The 18,634-nt window shown below is 67.0% G+C and carries 9 protein-coding genes; 4 read left to right on the forward strand and 5 right to left on the reverse strand.

The genetic code is table 11. From position 1 onward, the window contains the following. Window positions 1-595: 595 nt before the first annotated feature. The 4 genes from ACWGL1_RS01550 to ACWGL1_RS01565 all read right to left on the reverse strand — a co-directional run bounded on the left by ACWGL1_RS01550 (window position 596) and on the right by ACWGL1_RS01565 (window position 8,257). Entirely contained in the window at window positions 596-2,110 is a 1,515-nt protein-coding gene (locus tag ACWGL1_RS01550) for a CRTAC1 family protein (RefSeq protein WP_452110991.1), read from the reverse strand. An 11-nt stretch (window positions 2,111-2,121) separates the two neighbouring features. Continuing rightward, entirely contained in the window at window positions 2,122-4,284 is a 2,163-nt protein-coding gene (locus ACWGL1_RS01555; RefSeq protein WP_452110992.1) for an acylase, read from the reverse strand. A gap of 66 nt (window positions 4,285-4,350) precedes the next feature. Beyond that, the gene (locus ACWGL1_RS01560; protein ID WP_452110993.1) at window positions 4,351-6,861 is read right to left on the reverse strand and encodes a TonB-dependent receptor plug domain-containing protein; all 2,511 of its coding nucleotides are present in this window, start codon (window positions 6,859-6,861) and stop codon (window positions 4,351-4,353) included. Between the two features lie 112 nt (window positions 6,862-6,973). After that, the gene (locus ACWGL1_RS01565; protein ID WP_452110994.1) at window positions 6,974-8,257 is read right to left on the reverse strand and encodes an MFS transporter; all 1,284 of its coding nucleotides are present in this window, start codon (window positions 8,255-8,257) and stop codon (window positions 6,974-6,976) included. 309 nt (window positions 8,258-8,566) lie between these two features. On the opposite strand from ACWGL1_RS01565, the gene ACWGL1_RS01570 reads away from it, so the two are divergent. From ACWGL1_RS01570 to gltB, 4 genes are all read left to right on the forward strand, one after another. After that, window positions 8,567-10,324, forward strand: a complete 1,758-nt coding sequence (locus tag ACWGL1_RS01570; RefSeq protein WP_346485984.1) for a sensor histidine kinase — start codon at window positions 8,567-8,569, stop codon at window positions 10,322-10,324. Next, window positions 10,321-11,655 carry a sigma-54-dependent transcriptional regulator gene (locus tag ACWGL1_RS01575; RefSeq protein WP_452110995.1) on the forward strand — a complete coding sequence of 445 codons (1,335 nt, stop codon included), beginning with the start codon at window positions 10,321-10,323 and terminating at the stop codon, window positions 11,653-11,655. Before ACWGL1_RS01570 ends, ACWGL1_RS01575 begins: the two co-directional genes overlap by 4 nt. Before the next feature lie 217 nt (window positions 11,656-11,872). Next, window positions 11,873-13,306, forward strand: a complete 1,434-nt coding sequence (locus ACWGL1_RS01580) for an NAD(P)-dependent oxidoreductase (RefSeq protein ID WP_452110996.1) — start codon at window positions 11,873-11,875, stop codon at window positions 13,304-13,306. After that, window positions 13,303-17,829 carry a glutamate synthase large subunit gene (gltB, locus tag ACWGL1_RS01585; protein WP_452110997.1) on the forward strand — a complete coding sequence of 1,509 codons (4,527 nt, stop codon included), beginning with the start codon at window positions 13,303-13,305 and terminating at the stop codon, window positions 17,827-17,829. Before ACWGL1_RS01580 ends, gltB begins: the two co-directional genes overlap by 4 nt. A gap of 18 nt (window positions 17,830-17,847) precedes the next feature. On the opposite strand, the gene ACWGL1_RS01590 is transcribed toward gltB, so the two are convergent. Continuing rightward, window positions 17,848-18,597: an SDR family NAD(P)-dependent oxidoreductase gene (locus ACWGL1_RS01590; protein ID WP_452110998.1), complete on the reverse strand. Its 750-nt coding sequence runs from the start codon at window positions 18,595-18,597 to the stop codon at window positions 17,848-17,850. Between the last annotated feature and the right edge of the window lie 37 nt (window positions 18,598-18,634).

An 18,634-nucleotide genomic window follows, 5' to 3' on the forward strand; every position in this document is an offset into this window, starting at 1 on the left:
GGCGCGCCACGGCGGGCTTCGGTGCAGACGCGTCCGGAACGATTCGAACACATCTCAATCTCGCTGCGAGCGAGGCCGCCAGCTTGGCGCTAGCGAGCGCAAAAGCCACTCGTTTGACGCGCCGGGCCATAAAGATCATGTCGCCAGACTGATTTCTCAGCCCCTCGCACGTGACAGCGCGCAAAAGGGCTTAGCGCGAAGAACGGACACCGTTGAAGAGCCCAATCGCGCCTGATCGCGCGGGAACGAAAAGTAGACCAACGTGTGCAAATTTTGCACACGTAGACCAAGAACTTACTGATTGTGCTGCACAATCAACACCGTCCATCATGGGCGCGACAGATAGCCTATGCGGTTGTTTTATCGTTATTTATCTAGAAAGATCAAAACACTGGCGCACACGGAGCGCACGCGAAACGACGACGTCCTCGAAACTCCCGTCAGGAACGTGGCCGATCCGCACGACACGGAAGGGTCGCTATATAGGCAGACCTTCCGCAAACGCGATGACGCGCGTGCGACCAAGGCCGAGGGCCGATCTCGGCGACGGCGAAGGGGGGCGCTTATCAGCCGCTTCGTGATCGCGACGGCAGGCCTATGGCTGCTTCAGCAGGCCCGCCGGCGTCACGGCCAATCGCCGGCCGGTGAAGGCTTGAGGATCGACATCTTCGATCACGACCCGCTTGCCGCCCATATAGCTGACCTCGACCCGAACCGGCTGCATCCTGGCCAGGCCGAAATGCACGGGACCGGCGCTTTGGGCGTTATAGCCGCCCCCCGTCGAGACCTGCCGGGTTCCGAGAATTTGGCCCTCCCGGTCAAACAGCCGCACTTCCGCGCCTGGCGGAATACGCTTTCCGCCCTCGTCCAGGACCAGAACGCTGAGGCTGCGTGAGCGCGCCGGCTCAGCCAGATCGTTATGGAAAAGGAAGTGGCCGCCCTCGTCGCCGTATCCGTCGGTCAGCGAAAGGTCCAATGCGCCGTCGTTGTCGTAGTCGATCCATTCGACGCCGTGATCGCCGGCGTTCAACAGGCTCTCGCGGGTCAGGACCTGTTCAAACCGGCCGTCGCCGAGATTGCGGTAGAGCAGATTGACGGGAATCTGCTTGCCCGGCTCGCCTTCATAATGGGTGACGAAGAGGTCCAGCCAGCCGTCATTGTCGTAGTCGCCCCAGGCCGCCGCCACGGCGTGGCCGCCGTGGTCCAGCCCGGCCTGAGCCGCGACTTCGGAAAACGTCCCGTCGCCGTTATTGCGGTACAGCAGGTCCGCGCCATAGACGGCGACGAAGAGGTCGAGGTTCCCGTCGTTGTCATAGTCGCCGACCGCGCAACCGACGCCGCCCGTGCTGCGATCCCGCCCGGCCTGATCCATGCCCAGGGCCGGCGCCACATCGACGAAGCCGCCGCCGTCATTGCGCCACAAGGCGTCGGTGGAGCCGGACTGGTTGGCCAGGAACAGGTCCAGGTCGCCGTCGCGGTCATAGTCCAGCCAACAGGCCCCGACGGTGGCGCGAACGTCGTTGACGCCGCCCTCCCCCATCACCGGAACGAAACGGCCGTCCTGATTGCGAAAGAGCTGGTTCGGCCCTGCGCGGTCCGCCGCATAGAAGTCCAGCGCGCCGTCGTTGTCGTAGTCGATCCAGTTGGCCTGGCGGCTCATCCGCCCCGGCACGACAAGGCCCAGCGTCTCGGCCTGCTCCACAAAACGCAGACCGCCTTCGTTGCGCCAGACGAAGGAGCGATTGGCCGCGCGATCGCCCATGACGTTCGATCCGCCCATCAGGTCGACGAACCCGTCGCCGTCGAAGTCGCCCCAGCTCAGCCCGCGAATCTCGATGCCCGAGGTCGGCAGGCCCATCTCCGGGCCGATGTTGACGAAAGCGCCGCCGTCGTTGCGATAGAGGCGAACTTCGCCGCTCTTCCAGGAGACGGCCAGGTCCAGGTCGCCGTCGTTGTCGAAGTCGGCCCAGGCGTTCGACAGCGCGCCCGGAACCGAAAAGCCCTCGACCTGAACCGAGGTGAAGGCCGGCTCGCCCGCCGCCGCTCCAGAGGCGGCGACCATCAGCGCCAGCGACGCCGCGCCCGCCGAATACCCAATCCGTCGTGTCATGGTCAGGCCTTTCATGGCTTGAAGTTGAAGGGCGTGCGTTCCTGGACGGCGGCCTCGACCTGCTCTCGCCGCAGCAACAGTTCGCGGAAGTCGGCGCGCGACACGCGTTCGATCTGATCGCTGTAGTGCGTCGTGCCCGGCTGGCGAGAGTTGCCGTAGCTCATCAGGCCATAGGCCCGCACCGGCGTGGAGAACTCGATCATCGCCACCCACGTCTCGCCGTGGACGGGCGTGCGAATCCCGTTTTCGTCAGGATCGGACCAGGTGAAGACCCGGAAGGAGCCCAGGTTGCCGTAGCCGGCGGCGCCCGGAACATTCACGTCGTTCAGGATCATGCGCGAGGCGTCGCCGAACGGCCGGTCGATCGCGCCGTATTTGCGCTTGGTGTTGGCGATGGCGGTCCGCAGTTGATCGACGGCGGCCTTGGGGTCGCGAACGCCGTAGGGCGTGCTGACCGGCTTATCCAGCGACCAGGGCGTGGCGAATCCCGCCTGGCCGGCGAAAGACTGACCGGCGAACAGACGCGCCCATTCCTCGAACAGCAGGGCGGCGCGGCTGTCGCTGGTGAACTCGCGATCCCACGCCGCCAGCAGGCGCGCCGCCGCCTGGACCTCGGGATCGGGGTCGATCAGGGCGGCCGGGATCAGGTCCGGCAAGGTGCGGTCGGCCATGACGGCGCGATGGCTCAGCTGCAGCGCCATGAAGCGCTCCAGCGTCAGGTCGTCGTTCTCGGACATCAGACGCACGCTTTGCTGAGCGCGCAGGGAGTGCGGCGTCTGGGGCGCCAGATAGGAGGGGAAGTCCCTGGGCGTGTAGGTGACGGGCCAGGTCGGCGTCCACGGCGGATCATTAGAGTTCTGCACGAAGCCGCCCGGCGGATTGGTGACGCGCGGCAGATCGTCCAGCGGGTGTGTCTCGGTCCACAGGTAACGCGAGGAATCGCCCGGCACGAGCCCCTGCCAGAAGGCGATGTCGCCCTCGGCCCGTTTGGGCGCCACGCCGTTGAAGCTGTAGTTGATGGTCCCTTCGCGGTCGGCGTAGACGATGTTGAAGGTCGGCACCTGCATCCGCGCCATAGCGGCTTCGTAGTCGTCGAAGCTGTCCGCCGTGATCATGTCGAAATACTGCTCGAGCATGCCCGGCCGGTCCAGACCGGCGACCCGAACGGCGACGGCCGTGCCGTCCGCGCGCTCGAAGACCGGGCCATGGACGCTGGAGCGGATCTCCAACGGCTTGTCGACCGTCGTCCCGTCCGCCTGACGCAGGCGATACGAGGCCTGACGCCGCTCGAACGGCCGCACCTGGCCGTCATACAGATAGCCGCCGTCCTGAAGCGTCAGCCGATAGTTGGTGGCCCCCACCATGCCGTTGACGGTGTTGGTGATGCCCATCCGCTGATTGAAGGCGAAGCGGATGACCGGCAGGCCGATCTGGGTCGCGCCATAGATTTCGAAGTCCGGCGTGACGAGATGCGCCTCGTAGTAGGTGAAGTAGTCCGTCGTCCAGGACAGGTGCGGGTTCTGCAGCAGCAGGGCGTTCCCGTTCGCCGTCTTGCCCGGCGCCACAGCCCAGGAGTTGGATCCCTGATCGGCCAGGTCCGGCGGGTCGCCCTCGCCCAGGGTGCGGCCGGGCGACGCGACATAGAGGAAGTTCATCAGGCGATGGGCGTGGGCCACCACGTCGGCGCCGGAGACCGGCAGCACCCGCCGCACCTCGGGCGAGATGTCATCGGGATTCTGCTGCGCATAGGCGTTGATGCCCGCCGCGAAGGCGTCGAGGTTGGCGCGGAAATCAGGCGACTGCTGCGCATACCACTGCTGGGCGCGCTCCGGCACGCCGTTGGTCAGCAGCCAGACGGTCGTCTGTTCGTAATCCGGGCCCCAGTATTCGGCCCCCTTGCCCCGCGCTTCTCCATACAGGCGCAGGATATTGTCGCCGTGGCTGCGCGCCTGGGCCCAGCCGTAGCCGTAGAAGGCTGAGGGCGCGTCGACGCCGTAGATGTGCGGGACGCCGTAGCCGTCCCACAGGATCTCATTGCTTCTCGGTTTATAGGCCGCAATCGGCGCCTGCGGCGTCGAGGTCGGCTCGGCCAGCGCAAGGGCGACGGCGGGCGCAAGGCCGATCGCAGTCGCCATAACCAGGGCGGACGTCGCCCGGTGCAGAACTCTCAGCATGGATTTCCCCTCTCACCCAGATCCGGAGACGCCGTTGCAGCGACGCCTCCGGAACGTTCCCCTAGATCACCACTTGTAGGCGGCGCGTACGAACCAGGATCCGCCGGTGAAGCCGAACGGCGCAAGCCCGCTGTACATCCCATTGCCCAGGTCGGCCGACGGCTCCTGAATCTTGGTCGGGTAGACGTTGAAGATGTTGTTGGCGCCCAGCGTCAGGCGAACGGCGTCCGTCACGTCGTAGTTGACCTGAAGATCGGTGATCCAGGCGGCTTCGATCTCGCGGTCCAATGCCGGATTGGACGAGTGTCGCGTGGTGTATTCGCCGAACCGCGTCAGACGCAGGTTGGCGCTGAGCCGATCCAGCGTCCAGCCGCCGTTGAGCGATATCTTGGATTTCGGCAAGGATTCCGTCAGCGCCGCCTGCTTGCTGCGGTCGAAGATGACGATATCGCCCAGCGCCGCCAGCTCCGGCGGATTGTCGATGATGCCGGTGATCTCGGTTTCGTTCTGATTGTAGCCGAAGCTGAAATCGAAATCGCCGAAACCGACCGTGCCGTATTTGTAGGTCGCGACGACGTCGAAGCCGCGCGTCCGCGTGTCGATGGCGTTGGTGTAGTACTGACCGCTGACATCCGGCGACAGGCCGTTGGCCACCATGATGGCCTGAAGCTGTTCGCCGATGGTCGTCACCCCGTCCGCCGACAGACGCGTATCGATCGGCGAGAAGGTCGTCGTGACGGCGATGCGATCCGCGACGTCGATCTGATAGGCGTCAAACGTCAGGACGAAGTTCGAGAAGGGCGTCAGGGTGAAGCCCACGCTCAGGTTCTCCGACATTTCCGGCGTCAGCGGCTTGGCGCCCAGGGCGATCGCCTCCGGCGAGTTGACCTGGAAGTTCTTCAACCGCAGGGACTCGGCCACCCCAGTGCCCCGGATGTCGCGCAACTGGCTGGTGGTGGCGGAATAGGCCTGCTGCGCCAGGCTGGGAGCGCGGAAGCCCGTGTTGAACGAAGCCCGCAGCGCGGCCCAGTCGTTCAACTCATACCGGCTGCTGATCTTGTAGATGGTGGTGTCGCCGGCGGAATCGTCGAAATTCTCGTAGCGCACGGCCCCGCCGAGATAGAACCGCTCGGTCGGATTCCAGCCCAGTTCGCCATAGACGCTGTAGTTGTTGCGGCTGACATCGGCCTCGTCTTCAGGCCGGAACCCCGGCGTGGACTGCGTGCCGGGAGGCAGGGGCTGGCCCGCGAACGGCTGGCCCGGCGGACGGACGTAATCGCCCTGGATCCAGCTCGCCTCGTCCCCCTGCTCGATCGTGTAGTTCTCCCAGCGGTGTTGCAGGCCGAAGGACACCTGCAACTCGCCGGCGTTCTCGAGCGTGAAGCCGCGCGTCACATCCAGCGCATTGACCCACTCGGCCGACGCCAATTGTCCGATGTAGAAATGACGCGGACTGCTCGGCCCAAGGCTGGCGTTCAGGCTGTAGTTCTCCCAGTCCGAAACGTTCGAGCCGTAGCCCGTCGACAGGTCCCAATCCCAGCCGGCCAGAGCGCCACGGGCGCCGACGACCGCCTCATAGTCCTTGTCCTTGATGACGGTCAGGGTGCGCAGGCCGTCCGGCGCGATCTCGGGCAGGACGGTGATGTTGGTGGGCGGCCGCCACGTCCAGCTCAGGTCGGACTTGCGCTGACCGTAGGTGCCGAAGGCGTAGAGTTCGAGATCGTTGCTGACCGTATAGGCCGCATTCGCCCCGAAGACGTTGGAGACCTGAGGCATGGTGCCGTAGTTGGTCGTCACCATCCGGTCGATGATCGCTTCGCGCGGGTCGAGCGAACCGTCGGGCAACAGCGGATACAGGCGCACGGAATCGGCGATGCGCTCCGCCCGGTTCGACGCGCCGCGATCCATGAAGCTGTACGACAGGTTCAGGAAGCCGTCCTCGCCCAGCGCCAGACCGAGGTTGGCGTCCAGGTTCACATAGCGGCCGTCATTGCGGTCGAAGTTTCGACCATGGGCGACCGAGACGCTGCCGCCCTGGGCGCTGGAGTTCAGCATCACGTTGATGACGCCCGCCACGGCGTCCGAGCCGTACTGGGCGGCCGCCCCGTCGCGGAGCACCTCGACCCGGGCGATGGCGCTGGACGGGATCATGTTCAGGTCGACCCCGACCGAGCCGTTGTAGAGCGTCGAAACCGAGTTGATCAGCGCCGTCCGGTGACGACGCTTCCCATTGACCAGCACCAGCGTCTGGTCCGGGTTCAGGCCTCGCAGCGCCCCGGTGGCGATGACGGTGGAGCTGCCGCCGCCTGATCGCGCCGGCAGGTTGAAGGACGGCACCAGGTAACGCACCGACTCGAACACGCCGGTCTGAGCCCCCTGCTGCAACTGTTCGGCGTTGAACACGTCGATGGGCGTCGGGCTCTCGATCGCCGTGCGCGGCGCTCCGCGCACGCCGGTGACGATGATGTCGTCCACCCGCGCGGCCTCGGCGGCTTCAGGCTGCGCTCGTTCCTGAGCGAACGCCGTCCCCGCCGTCAGGCTGAGCAGACTGGCTGACGCCAGGCTCGCCGCTTTCAAGCCAACTTCACTGAAATCCCTAATCATCGCTCAGTCCCTCCCACTCCAGACCTGCGTTACAGCCCCTCGCTGCGCAGCCGGGTTTTTGTGATTACGCTCGCTAATACTGATTTCAATCGTGAGTAATCATGCTCTTATGTTTAGTATCTCTCATGAAAACAAAAACGATGAGCGATATGCCGATCATGACCGTCACGTACCAAAAGTAGGTGCTCTCGTTATTCTGTGACTTGAACCACAGAGCGGCGTACTCGGCCGTGCCGCCGAACAGGGCGTTGGCGATGGCGTAAGGCAGGGCCACGCCCAGGGCCCGCACATGCGCCGGGAACAGTTCGGCCTTCACCACGGCGTTGATGGCGGTGTAGCCGGACACGATCACGAGGGCCGCAAGAGCCAGGGCGAAGGCCGCCGGCGCGCTGTTCACCGTGGCCAGGGCCGACATGATCGGCACGGTGAAGAGCACGCCCAGCACGCCGAAGGCGATCATCACCGGACGCCGCCCGATCCGGTCCGACAAGGCTCCGACGACGGGCTGCAGCAGCATGAAGACCAGAAGGGCCGCAGCGCTGATCTGGGTGGCCGCGTCCTTGGAAAAGCCCGACGTGTTGACCAGGAATTTCTGCAGATAGGTGGTGTAGGTATAGAAGGCGAGCGTGCCGCCGGCCGTCAGCCCCATCACCAGAAGCGCTTCCTTCGGGTGCTTGAGGATCAGCAGCATGGCGCTGGATTTCGGCGCGGCGCGGGTGTCTTCCGCCTTAAAGGCGTTGGTCTCGTCCAGACCCCGGCGCAGCCAGAACACCACCACGGCCAGGCCCGCCCCGACGAAGAAGGGAATGCGCCAGCCCCAGGCGCTCAGCGCCTCATCCGTCATCGTCGCCTGCAGGACGATGAGCAACAGCAGGGCCAGAAGCTGGCCCGAGATCAGGGTCACATACTGGAAACTGGACCAGAAGCCGCGGTTCTTGGCCGTCGCCATCTCGGACAGGTAGGTGGCCGAAGAACCGTATTCTCCGCCGACGCTGATGCCCTGCAACAGCCGGGCGACCAGCAGCAGGGCCGGCGCGGCGATGCCGATCTGGGCGTACCCCGGCGTGCAGCCGATCAGCAGGGAGCCGGCGCACATCAGGGTGACCGACAAGGTCAGGCCGGCCTTGCGGCCTCGTCTGTCGGCGTAGACGCCCATGATCCAGGCGCCGATGGGCCGCATCAGGAAACCGACCGCAAAAACGGCCGCGGCGCCTAGAAGTTGGGCCGTTCCATCCTCACTCGGGAAAAAGATCGGCGCAAAATAAAGCGCGAACGCAGCATAGGCATACCAGTCAAACCACTCGACTAGATTGCCTGTTGATCCGCCTATGATGTTCTTGAGGCGGCGCGCGTTAGTCATTGAAGACATATCACCGACTCCGGGAGAATCTATTCTTGCAATCGAAGTGATCCCGGCTCATCAAATCTGACATATCCGCGCCCCCAATCCCTTAAACCGCTCTGCGACGGCTCGATGAAGAATGATAGTCATGGGGATGATCGGGGCGGCAACGCAGTCGCGCGAAAACTTCACAACACGATGTTTTTCTTCATTTTAACGCCTGTCTCGTCCCGATCCCGCGCCGCTCCGGCGTGCCGAAAACCGCCCATGTGAGACCGCCTTTTGTCCCGCAAACCACACAGTTCCATGCGAAACGCCCTGCAGCCGCGACACCGCATGCTGACGCTGGTGGCGGTCAGCCTCATCCTGGGCTGCGGACTGGCGGTCTGGAGCGGCGCCTACTGGGCTGCGCGCCAGGCCCGGTTGGCGACGGACGCCGCCGCCGCCGAGCAGGCGGACAAGCGCGCGCGCCAACTGGCCGGCGCCCTCCAGAAGTTCCGCCTCCTTCCCTTGGTGCTGAGCGAATACCCCGACGTCCACGCCGTGCTCAGCGACGCCCGTCCCGATTCCGTGGCGCGCCTGAACGGCAAGCTGGAGCTGCTGGCGGAGCGGACCGACGCGGCCGCCATCTATGTCATCGCGCCGAACGGCCTGACGCTGGCGGCGAACAACTGGAACGAGCCCGGCAGCTTCGTCGGACAGAATTTCAGCTATCGCCCCTACTTCCTCAACGCCATGGCCCATGGGGAGGCCGAACTCTTTGCGGTCGGCTCGGTCACCGGGCGTCCAGGCTTCTTCATCGCCCGCAGGATCGACGACGGCGCTCGAACCCTGGGCGTCATCGTCGTCAAAATCGATTTCGCCGATCTGGAAGCGCAATGGAGCGGAACGGCCGAGCACACCCTGGTCGTCGATCCTCGCGGCGTCGTCATCATCACCGACCACGACCCCTGGCGATTTCGCGCCACACGCCCGCTGACGCCTGAAGATCATCAGGGCATCCGCAGCGCCCTTCAGTTCGCCTCCCTGCCGCTGTCGCCGCTCCGGTTCATGCAGAATAGAGACGGGGACCTGAGCATGGCCGATGCGGAAGGCCGCTTTCGTTCGTCGAGAACGGCTGCCGCCATCGAAGGCGCATCCCTGCTGCATGTGGCTTCGCTGGAGCCGGCCTACAGGAGCGCCAACCTCCAGGCCCGCCTGGTCGTCTTCGCCGTCCTGGCCGCCGCCGTCATGGCCTTCGCCGCCTATTGGCGCATCCACATGGGCCGCCTGGCCCAGGTTCGCGCCCGTCAGGCCCTGGAGGAGGAAGTGGATGCGCGCACCAGCGAGTTGCGCGACGCCAATCGCCGCCTGCGCGAGGAATCACAAGGGCGCCTGGCGGCCGACCGTCGGTGGCGCGCCGCCAGCGAAGAACTGGCCCAGGCCAACCGCCTCGGCCTGATCGGCCAGGTCACGGCCGGCGTCGCCCACGAGATCAACCAGCCGATCGCCGCGATCCGCGCCTTCGCCGAAAACGGCGCGCGCTATCTGCAGCGCGGCAGCATCGCCAAGGTTCAGGACGATCTGGCGTCCATTGTCGACCTGACCGACCGCGTCGCGCGGATCACGACGGAGCTGCGCTCCTTTTCACGTAAGCGGACCCCGCTGGTGGACGAAGTCAGCCTGAACGAGGCGCTGGACGGCGCCCTGCTGCTGATCGGCGACCGTTTACGCACGGCCGGCGTTCGCCTGGACTGGACCCCGCCTGTGGAGACTCTGCGAGTCTGCGCCGACAAGATGCGGCTGGAGCAGATCTTCATTAACCTGATCCAGAATGCGACCGACGCCTTGCAGGGTCGGCCCGACCCGACCATCGCCGTCGTCATGGAGATCGGCGAAGAGGATGTTTCCATTGTCATCGCCGACAACGGTCCAGGCGTCTCTCCCGAGCTGGCGGGGTCCCTCTTCACGCCTTTCGTCACCAGCAAGCCGACTGGATTGGGCCTCGGCCTCGGCATCGCCCGAGACATCGCCCGTGAGTTCGGCGGCTCCCTTTCCCTGGCGGCCTCGCCCTTGGGCGGCGCTGCGTTTCGTGTTCGATTGAGACGCGCATGACGACTCCGGAAACTCCCCCCTCGGTTCTGTTCATCGAGGATGACGCCGAGTTGCGGCGCGCGATCGTCGACGCGCTGGATCTTGAATCCATCGCCGTTCAGGCCCTGCCTGACGCCGCCCAGGCCCTGGCCGCCCTGACGCCTCAGTTCCGCGGCGTGGTGGTGTCCGACATCCGCATGCCGGGCATGGACGGACTGGAGCTGTTCTCACGCATTCGCGAACTGGATTCGCAGATTCCCGTCATTCTGATCAGCGGGCACGCCGATGTTCCGATGGCGGTTCAGGCGCTGCAGGACGGCGCCTTCGATTTCCTGACCAAACCCTTCGCCATGGATCGGCTGATCAACGCCGTGAATCAGGCGCAGGACTATCGGACCCGCGCCCTGGCGCATCGCGCGCTCCGCGCGGCGACGGAAGCCGCCGCCCACGCCAACGCCCTGCTGATCGGCGAAAGCGCCGCCATGGTCGCCCTGCGCGAGGCCATCGCCCGCATCGCCGCATCGGATCTGGACGTTCTGGTCGAAGGGGAAACCGGCACCGGCAAGGAGCTCGCGGCCCTGACCCTCCACCGCCTCAGCAAGCGACGCGGCAAGAGCTTCATACCGGTCAACTGCGGCGCCATCCCCGATCACTTCGCCGAGGTCGAGCTGTTCGGCCAGACGCTGGACGGCTCCGGCTATCGTCGCACCGCCCAGGTCGGCCGGATCGAGGCGGCGGACAAGGGCACGCTGTTCCTTGACGAGATCGACAGCATGAGCCCCGGCGTCCAGGTCAAGCTGTTGCGCGTCCTCGAGGAACGCACCCTGACGCCGGGCGGCGAGCCCTATCCTGTCGATATCCGGGTCATCGCCGCTTCGAAACGGGATCTGGAAGGCGCGGCTCGAGAGGGCGCTTTCCGATCCGATCTGTTCTATCGCTTGAACGTCGTGCGTTTGCGGATGCCCCCGCTGCGCGAACGACGAGAGGATATCCTTCCGCTGTTCGCGCATTTCCTGGCGGACCGAAAGCAGGGGACGGAGATGGACGCCTACGCCGTATCCGACCCCATTCGCCGACACCTGATGGAGCATAGCTGGCCCGGCAATGTGCGGGAGTTGCGCAATTTCGCCCTCAGCACCCTGGTCAACGCCCCGGACGTCGAACCCGCCGCGACGCCGTCGCCTCAAAGTCTCACGGATCGGGTGGACGCCTTCGAGGCCGCTCTGATCCGCGAAGCCTTGCAGGCCGCCAGGGGCAACGTCTCCGAGGTCATCGCCCGCCTGGCGACGCCCAGGAAGACGCTTTACGGCAAGTTCAAGCGCCTCAACATCGATCCGGCGGACTATCGCTAGCCCGACTTTCGCGACCGCTTCGTGGGATACGCTCCGGCGAGACGCGTTGCGCGCCCTGAGCGACGCTCACAAAACCCACTGCATCGCACACCACAGAAAGGCCCATTGCTGCCAGAAAATAACAAACTAGAGAAAAAATCTTCCGGTCGATTACATTTTTGGCCAGATTGAGAAAAAATATTTTGTCAGCCGCCTCGCCACACCGTTTAATGAGCGGATGCAAAAAGGCGGACGATCCAACCCAGGCGGTTTCCTGATTGAACAGCGGCGGCTTGAGAAACAGCCGGCCGAGCAGCGCGTACGCGCCTTCACGGAGATCACGCTCAAACCGACCGCCGAGCGCGGGACGGTCCAGGCGTCGCGCTGCACCGACTGCGGCGTGCCCTTCTGCCAGAACGCCTGCCCGCTGCAGAACAACATCCCCGACTGGCTGGCCCTGTCCGCCGACGGCGACCTGCGCGAGGCCTGGCGCGTCGCCTCGGCCACCTCGACCATGCCGGAAATCTGCGGCCGCATCTGTCCGCAGGACCGTCTGTGCGAGGGCGCCTGCACCCTGCAGCAGTCCGGCTGGGACGGCGTCACCATCGGTTCGGTCGAGGCCTGGATCGCCGATGCGGCCTTCGACAACGGCTGGGTCGAGCCCATCCGTCCCCTGGCCGAACGCGGCCAGAGCGTCGCCGTCGTCGGCTCCGGCCCGGCCGGTCTGGCCGCCGCCGATCGCCTGCGCAGCGAAGGCTATGCCGTCGTCGTCTATGACCGCCACGACCGCGCCGGCGGCCTGCTGACCTACGGCATCCCCGGCTTCAAGCTGGAGAAGCGCATCGTCCAGCGCCGCGTCGACCGCCTGATCGAAAGCGGGGTCGAGTTCGCGCTGAACACCAATGTCGGCGTCGATGTGACGATGGACGAGCTGCGCGCGCGCCACGACGCCGTCCTTCTGGCCATGGGCGTCTATCAGGCCCGCACCCTGAGCGTTCCAGGTCGCGGTCCGAACGACACCGTCGCCGCGCTCGACTTCCTGATCGCCCAGAACCGCGTCGACTGCGGCGACGCCGCCGATGCCTCTGCGCCCCACGCGGCCGGTCGCGACGTCGTCGTCGTCGGCGGCGGCGATACGGCCATGGACTGCGTCCGCACCGCCGTCCGTCAGGGCGCGAACAGCGTCGTCTGCCTGTATCGCCGCGACCGCGACAACATGCCGGGTTCCGCCCGCGAGGTGCAGAACGCCGAGGAGGAAGGCGTCCGCTTCGAATGGCTGGGCGCGCCCAAGGCCCTGATGTCCAAGGGGGAGGCCGTCGTCGCCGTCCGCGCCCACCGCATGGCCCTGACCGAAGCCGCCCCCAGCGGCCGTCGCGACATCGCCCCCCTGGCCGGCTCCGACTTCGATCTGCCCGCCGATCTGGTGATCGAGGCCCTCGGCTTCGAGCCCGAGGCCTTCGCCGAGCAGCTCGACGCCGGGCTCGGCCTGACCAAATGGAACACCCTGCAGGTGGCGCGCGGCGGTTTCGCCACCACCCTGCCCGGCGTGTTCGCCGCCGGGGACGCCGTGCGCGGCGCCTCCCTCGTCGTCTGGGCCGTGCGCGACGGCCAGGACGCTGCTGCCGAAATCGACCGTTACCTGCGCGCGCGCACCGAGGAAGCCGCCGCATGACCGACGCACAGCAACAAAACTGGCTGGCCCACTACGAAGAAAACCGCGCCCGACTGATCGAAGCCGGCGCCTATGATCCGTCCTCGGAACGCGACGCCTGCGGCGTGGGTCTGGTCTGCGCCATCGACGGCAAGCCGCGCCGCGAGATCGTCGAGATGGCCATCAAGTCGCTGAAGGCCGTGGCCCACCGAGGCGCGGTCGACGCCGACGGCCTGTCCGGCGACGGCGCCGGGGTCATGATCGAACTGCCCCAGGCCTTCTTCGCGGCCCAGGTGCGCGCCGTCGGCCAGACCCTGCGCCCCGGCCCCATCGCCGTCGGCCAGGTCTTCCTGCCGCGCACCGACCTGGGCGCCCAGGACCACGCTCGCGCCATCGTCGAAGCCGAGGCCATCCGCTCGGGCTTCTACATCTACGGCTGGCGTCAGACGCCGATGGACCTGTCGGTCGTGGGCGTCCGCGCCGACGCCACCCGACCCGAGATCGAGCAGATCATGCTGGCCGCGCCGGAAGGCATGGAGATCGAGGAGCTGGAGCGCGAGCTCTTCCTGTGCCGCCGTCGCATCGAAAAGGCGGTCCAGTCGTCGGGCCTGAACGGCTTCTACCTGTGCTCCCTGTCGGCCCGCTCCATCGTCTACAAGGGCATGGTCCGCGCCGAGCTGCTGGGCCAGCTGTATCATGACCTGAACGACCCCACGGTCGAGGCCGGCTACGCCGTCTTCCACCAGCGCTACTCGACCAACACCTTCCCCGAATGGAAGCTGGCCCAGCCCTTCCGCATGCTGGCCCACAACGGCGAGATCAACACCCTCCAGGGCAATCTGAACTGGATGCGCAGCCACGAGATCCGCATGGCGGCCTCGGCCTTCGGCGACCGCGACCAGGAGGTCAAGCCGGTGGTCCAGCCGGGCGGCTCGGACTCGGCGGCCCTGGACAATGTCTTCGAGGTTCTGGTCCGCGCCGGGCGCCCCGCCCCCCTGGCCAAGGCCCTGCTGGTCCCCGAAGCCTGGTCCTCGGACGACGTGGTGATGAAGCCTGAACACCGCGCCCTCTACGCCTATTGCAATGCGGTCATGGAGCCGTGGGACGGCCCCGCCGCCCTGTGCGCCGTCGACGGCCGCTGGGTCGTGGCGGGCAAGGACCGCAACGGCCTGCGCCCCCTGCGCGCCGTCGAGACCGTGGACGGCCTGCTGCTGGCGGGCTCCGAGGCTGGTCTGATTCCCCTGCCCGAGGGCCGCATCAGGCGCCGCCTGCATATCGGCCCCGGCAAGCTGATCGCCGTCGACCTGAAGCACGGCCGCCTCTACGACGAACATGAGGCCGTCGACGCCCTGGCCGCCGCCCAGCCCTATTCGGACTGGCTGGACAATATGGTCGATCTGGAGCCGATCATCGGCCCCGGGCCGGAGCCGCGCGCCGCCACCGGCGAGGCCCTGATCCGTCGCCAGATCGCCGCCGGTTTCAGCCGCGAGGACCTGGACCTGCTGCTGGACGCCCTGGTCCGCGACGGCAAGGAGGCCGTGGGGTCCATGGGCGACGACGCCCCGCCCGCCGTCCTGTCCAGCCTGCCGCGCCCGCTGGCGCACTATTTCCGCCAGAACTTCAGCCAGGTCACCAACCCGCCCATCGACCCCCTGCGCGAAGCCGGGGCCATGAGCCTGAAGACCCGCTTCAAGAACCTGGGCAACATCCTGGCGCAGGACGAGGCCCAGACCGAGGTCTTCGTGCTGGACAGCCCGGTCCTGACCACCGGCATGTACCAGCGCCTGCTGGGCGTCGTCGCCGACGGCTCGACCACGGTGATCGACTGCACCTATCCCGTTCCGGCAGAAGGCGACCGCCCCGGCGCCGGCCTGCGTCAGGCGCTCGACCGCATCCGCGACGAGGCCGAGGCCGCCGCGCGCGCGGGCGCCACCCTGATCGTCCTGACCGACGAGCACGCCTCGGCCGAGCGTCTGGCCGCGCCCATGATCCTGGCCACCGCCGGCACCCACGGCCGCCTGATCGAAGCCGGCCTGCGGACCTATTGCTCGCTGGTGGTGCGCTCCGCCGAGACCCTGGACCCCCACGCCTTCGCCGTTCTGGTCGGGGTCGGGGCCACCGCCGTCAATCCGTGGCTGGCGCAGGAGCTGTTCCAGGAGCGTCTGGATCGCGGCGCCTATCCGGGACTGACGCTCCACGACGCCTGCCTCAACTACAAGCACGGCATAGAGGCCGGTCTGCTGAAGGTGCTGGCGCGCAAGGGCATCAGCATCATCTCCGCCTATCGCGGCGGCTGCGAATTCGAGGTCCTGGGCCTGTCGCGGGCCCTAGCCGCCGAGTTCTTCCCCGGCGCGCCGTCGCGCATCTCCGGCATCGGTCTGGCCGGTCTGGAGCAGGCGGCGCTGAAGCGTCACAGCGCAGCCTTCGGCGCGGCGGTTCCCTCCCCGTCCATGGGCGGTTTCTTCCGCATCCGCGCGGGCGGCGAGGCCCACGCCCACGACGCCAAGACCATCCACCTGTTGCAGGACGCGGTGAACCGCGGCGACTACAAGCGCTTCAAGCAGTATTCCGAGGCCGTTCGCGAGCAGCCGGATCTTTCCTTACGCGACCTGCTGGACTTCAAGGACGGTCTGACCCCGGTCCAGTTGCACGAGGTCGAAAGCGTTTCGGACATCCGCCGCCGCTTCCTGTCCCAGGCCATGTCGCTGGGCGCCCTGTCGCCCGAGGCCCATGAGACCCTGAACATCGCCATGAACCGGATGGGCGCGCGCGCCGTCTCCGGCGAGGGCGGCGAGGACCCGGCGCGCTACGTCCCGCGCCCCAACGGCGACAACGCCAACTCGGCGGTCAAGCAGGTGGCCTCGGGGCGCTTCGGCGTCACCGCCGAATATCTGAACCAGTGCCGCGAGATCGAGATCAAGGTGGCCCAGGGCGCCAAGCCCGGCGAGGGCGGCCAGTTGCCTGGCTTCAAGGTCACCGAGTTCATCGGCCGGATGCGCCACGCCGTGCCCGGCACGACCCTGATCAGTCCGCCGCCGCACCACGACATCTATTCGATCGAGGATCTGGCCCAGCTGATCTACGACCTAAAGGCGATCAATCCCGACGCCAAGGTCACGGTCAAGCTGGTCTCGGCCACCGGCATCGGCGCCATTGCGTCCGGGGTCGCCAAGGCCAAAGCCGACGCGATCCTGATCGCCGGCCACAACGGCGGCACGGGCGCCTCGCCCCAGACCTCGGTCAAGCATGCCGGAATGCCGTGGGAGATCGGTCTGGCCGAAGCCCATCAGGTGCTCAGCCTGAACCACCTGCGCTCCTCCGTCAGCTTGCGCGCCGACGGCGGCATCCGCACCGGCCGCGACGTGGTCCTGGCCGCCCTCCTGGGGGCCGAGGAATACGGCATCGGCACCTCGGGCCTGATCGCCATGGGCTGTCTGATGGTGCGCCAGTGCCACTCCAACACCTGCCCGGTCGGCGTCTGCTCGCAGGATGAGCGGCTGCGCGCCAAGTTCACCGGCACGCCGGAGAAGGTGGTCAACCTGTTCACCTTCATCGCCGAGGAGGTCCGCGAGATCCTGGCCTCCATCGGCGCGCGCACGATCGACGAGATCGTCGGCCGCACCGACCTGCTGCGTCAGACACGGCGCGGCGGTTCGCACCTCGACGACCTGGACCTCAATCCGCTGCTGATGAAGGTCGACGTCGACCGGCCCGGCCGCTGGGCCGACAAGGCGCGCCAGCCCGTCCCCGAGAGCCTAGACGCCCAGGTGCTGAAGGACGCGGGCGCCTTCCTGGAGCGCGGCCAGACGCTGGAGCTGTCCTATCCGCTGAACAACACCCAGCGCACGGCCGGCGCCGGGGTGTCCTCGGCCATCGTCCGCAAGTTCGGCCCGGAGGGCCCGCAAGGCCGTCTGAAGCTGAAGCTGGAAGGCATCGCCGGTCAGAGCTTCGGCGCCTTTGGCGCGCGCGGGCTGATCCTCGACGTCACCGGCGAGGTCAACGACTACGTCGGCAAGGGCCTGTCCGGCGCCGACATCCACGTCCGCCCCCATGAGTGGCGCGAGAACCAGCAGGTCTGCGGCAACACCACCCTGTATGGCGCAACGTCAGGCCGTCTGTTCGTGGCGGGCGCGGCGGGCGAACGCTTCGCCGTCCGTAACTCCGGCGCCGAGGCCGTGGTCGAGGGCCTGGGCGCGCACGGCTGCGAATACATGACCGGCGGCCGGGTGGTGGTGCTCGGCGCGGTCGGCTGGAACATGGCCGCGGGCATGAGCGGCGGCGAACTGTTCGTGCTCGATGTCGACGGTCGCGCCGCCCAGGCCCTGAACGGCGACCTGGCCGGGATCGGCCGCATCGATGCTGAAGCCGAATCCCGGCTGAAGACCCTGATCGAGGCCCACGCCAGCGCCACCGCCTCGCCCCTGGCCCGGCGCATCCTGGCGGACTGGCCGAAGTACGCGCCCCGCTTCGTGCGGATCGCGCCGAAAACCGTCCTCGCCGCCGAAGCCGCTGAGACCGACGTCAGGCTGGCCCAACCCGCCTGACGTCATTCCCCCGTCGCGTCAGGCGCGCGCCACCTGGAAGCCGGCGAAGGACTGGCTGACCGGCATCAGCTCCAGCGCATTGATGTTCAGGTGCGCCGGCAGGGTCGCGACCCAGAACAGGGTCTCGGCGATGTCCTCGCCGGTCATGGGCTGAGCGCCGCCATAGAGGGCGTCGGACGCCGCCTGGTCGCCGCCGGTGCGGACCAGGGTGAACTCCGTCTCGGCCATGCCCGGCTCGATGGAGGTGACGCGCACCCCCGTCCCGTGCAGGTCCGATCGCAGGCCTAGCGAGAACTGGCGCACGAAGGCCTTGGTCCCGCCGTAGGCGTTGCCGCCCTTGTACGGATAGGTCGCGGCCACCGAACTGATGTTCAGGATCGCCCCCTTGCGCGCGATCAGGCGCGGCAGCAGGCGGTGGGTCAGCGTCACCAGACCGGTGATGTTGGTGTCGATCATCTGGCGCCACTGGGCCAGATCAGCCTCCTGCGCCGTCGCCGTGCCCAGCGCCAGACCGGCGTTGTTGATCAGCACGTCGATGTTGTGGAAGCCTTCGGGAAGTGCATCCAGCGCCGCGTCGATGGCGGCTTCGTCCCGCATGTCGAAGGCGGCGGCGTGAACCCGATCCGCGCCCAGTTCGGCGACCAGTTCGTCCAGACGTTCCTGACGGCGGCCGGTGGCGATCACCTTCCAGCCCGCACCGGCGAAACGGCGCGCCGCCGCCCGGCCAATGCCCGAGGTGGCTCCGGTGATCAGAATGACGCCGCTCATGATATCCGTCCTGGCTGAGGCTCTGCTGTGGGGTGAC

It is taken from the genome of Brevundimonas sp. NPDC055812 (genome assembly GCF_053616535.1).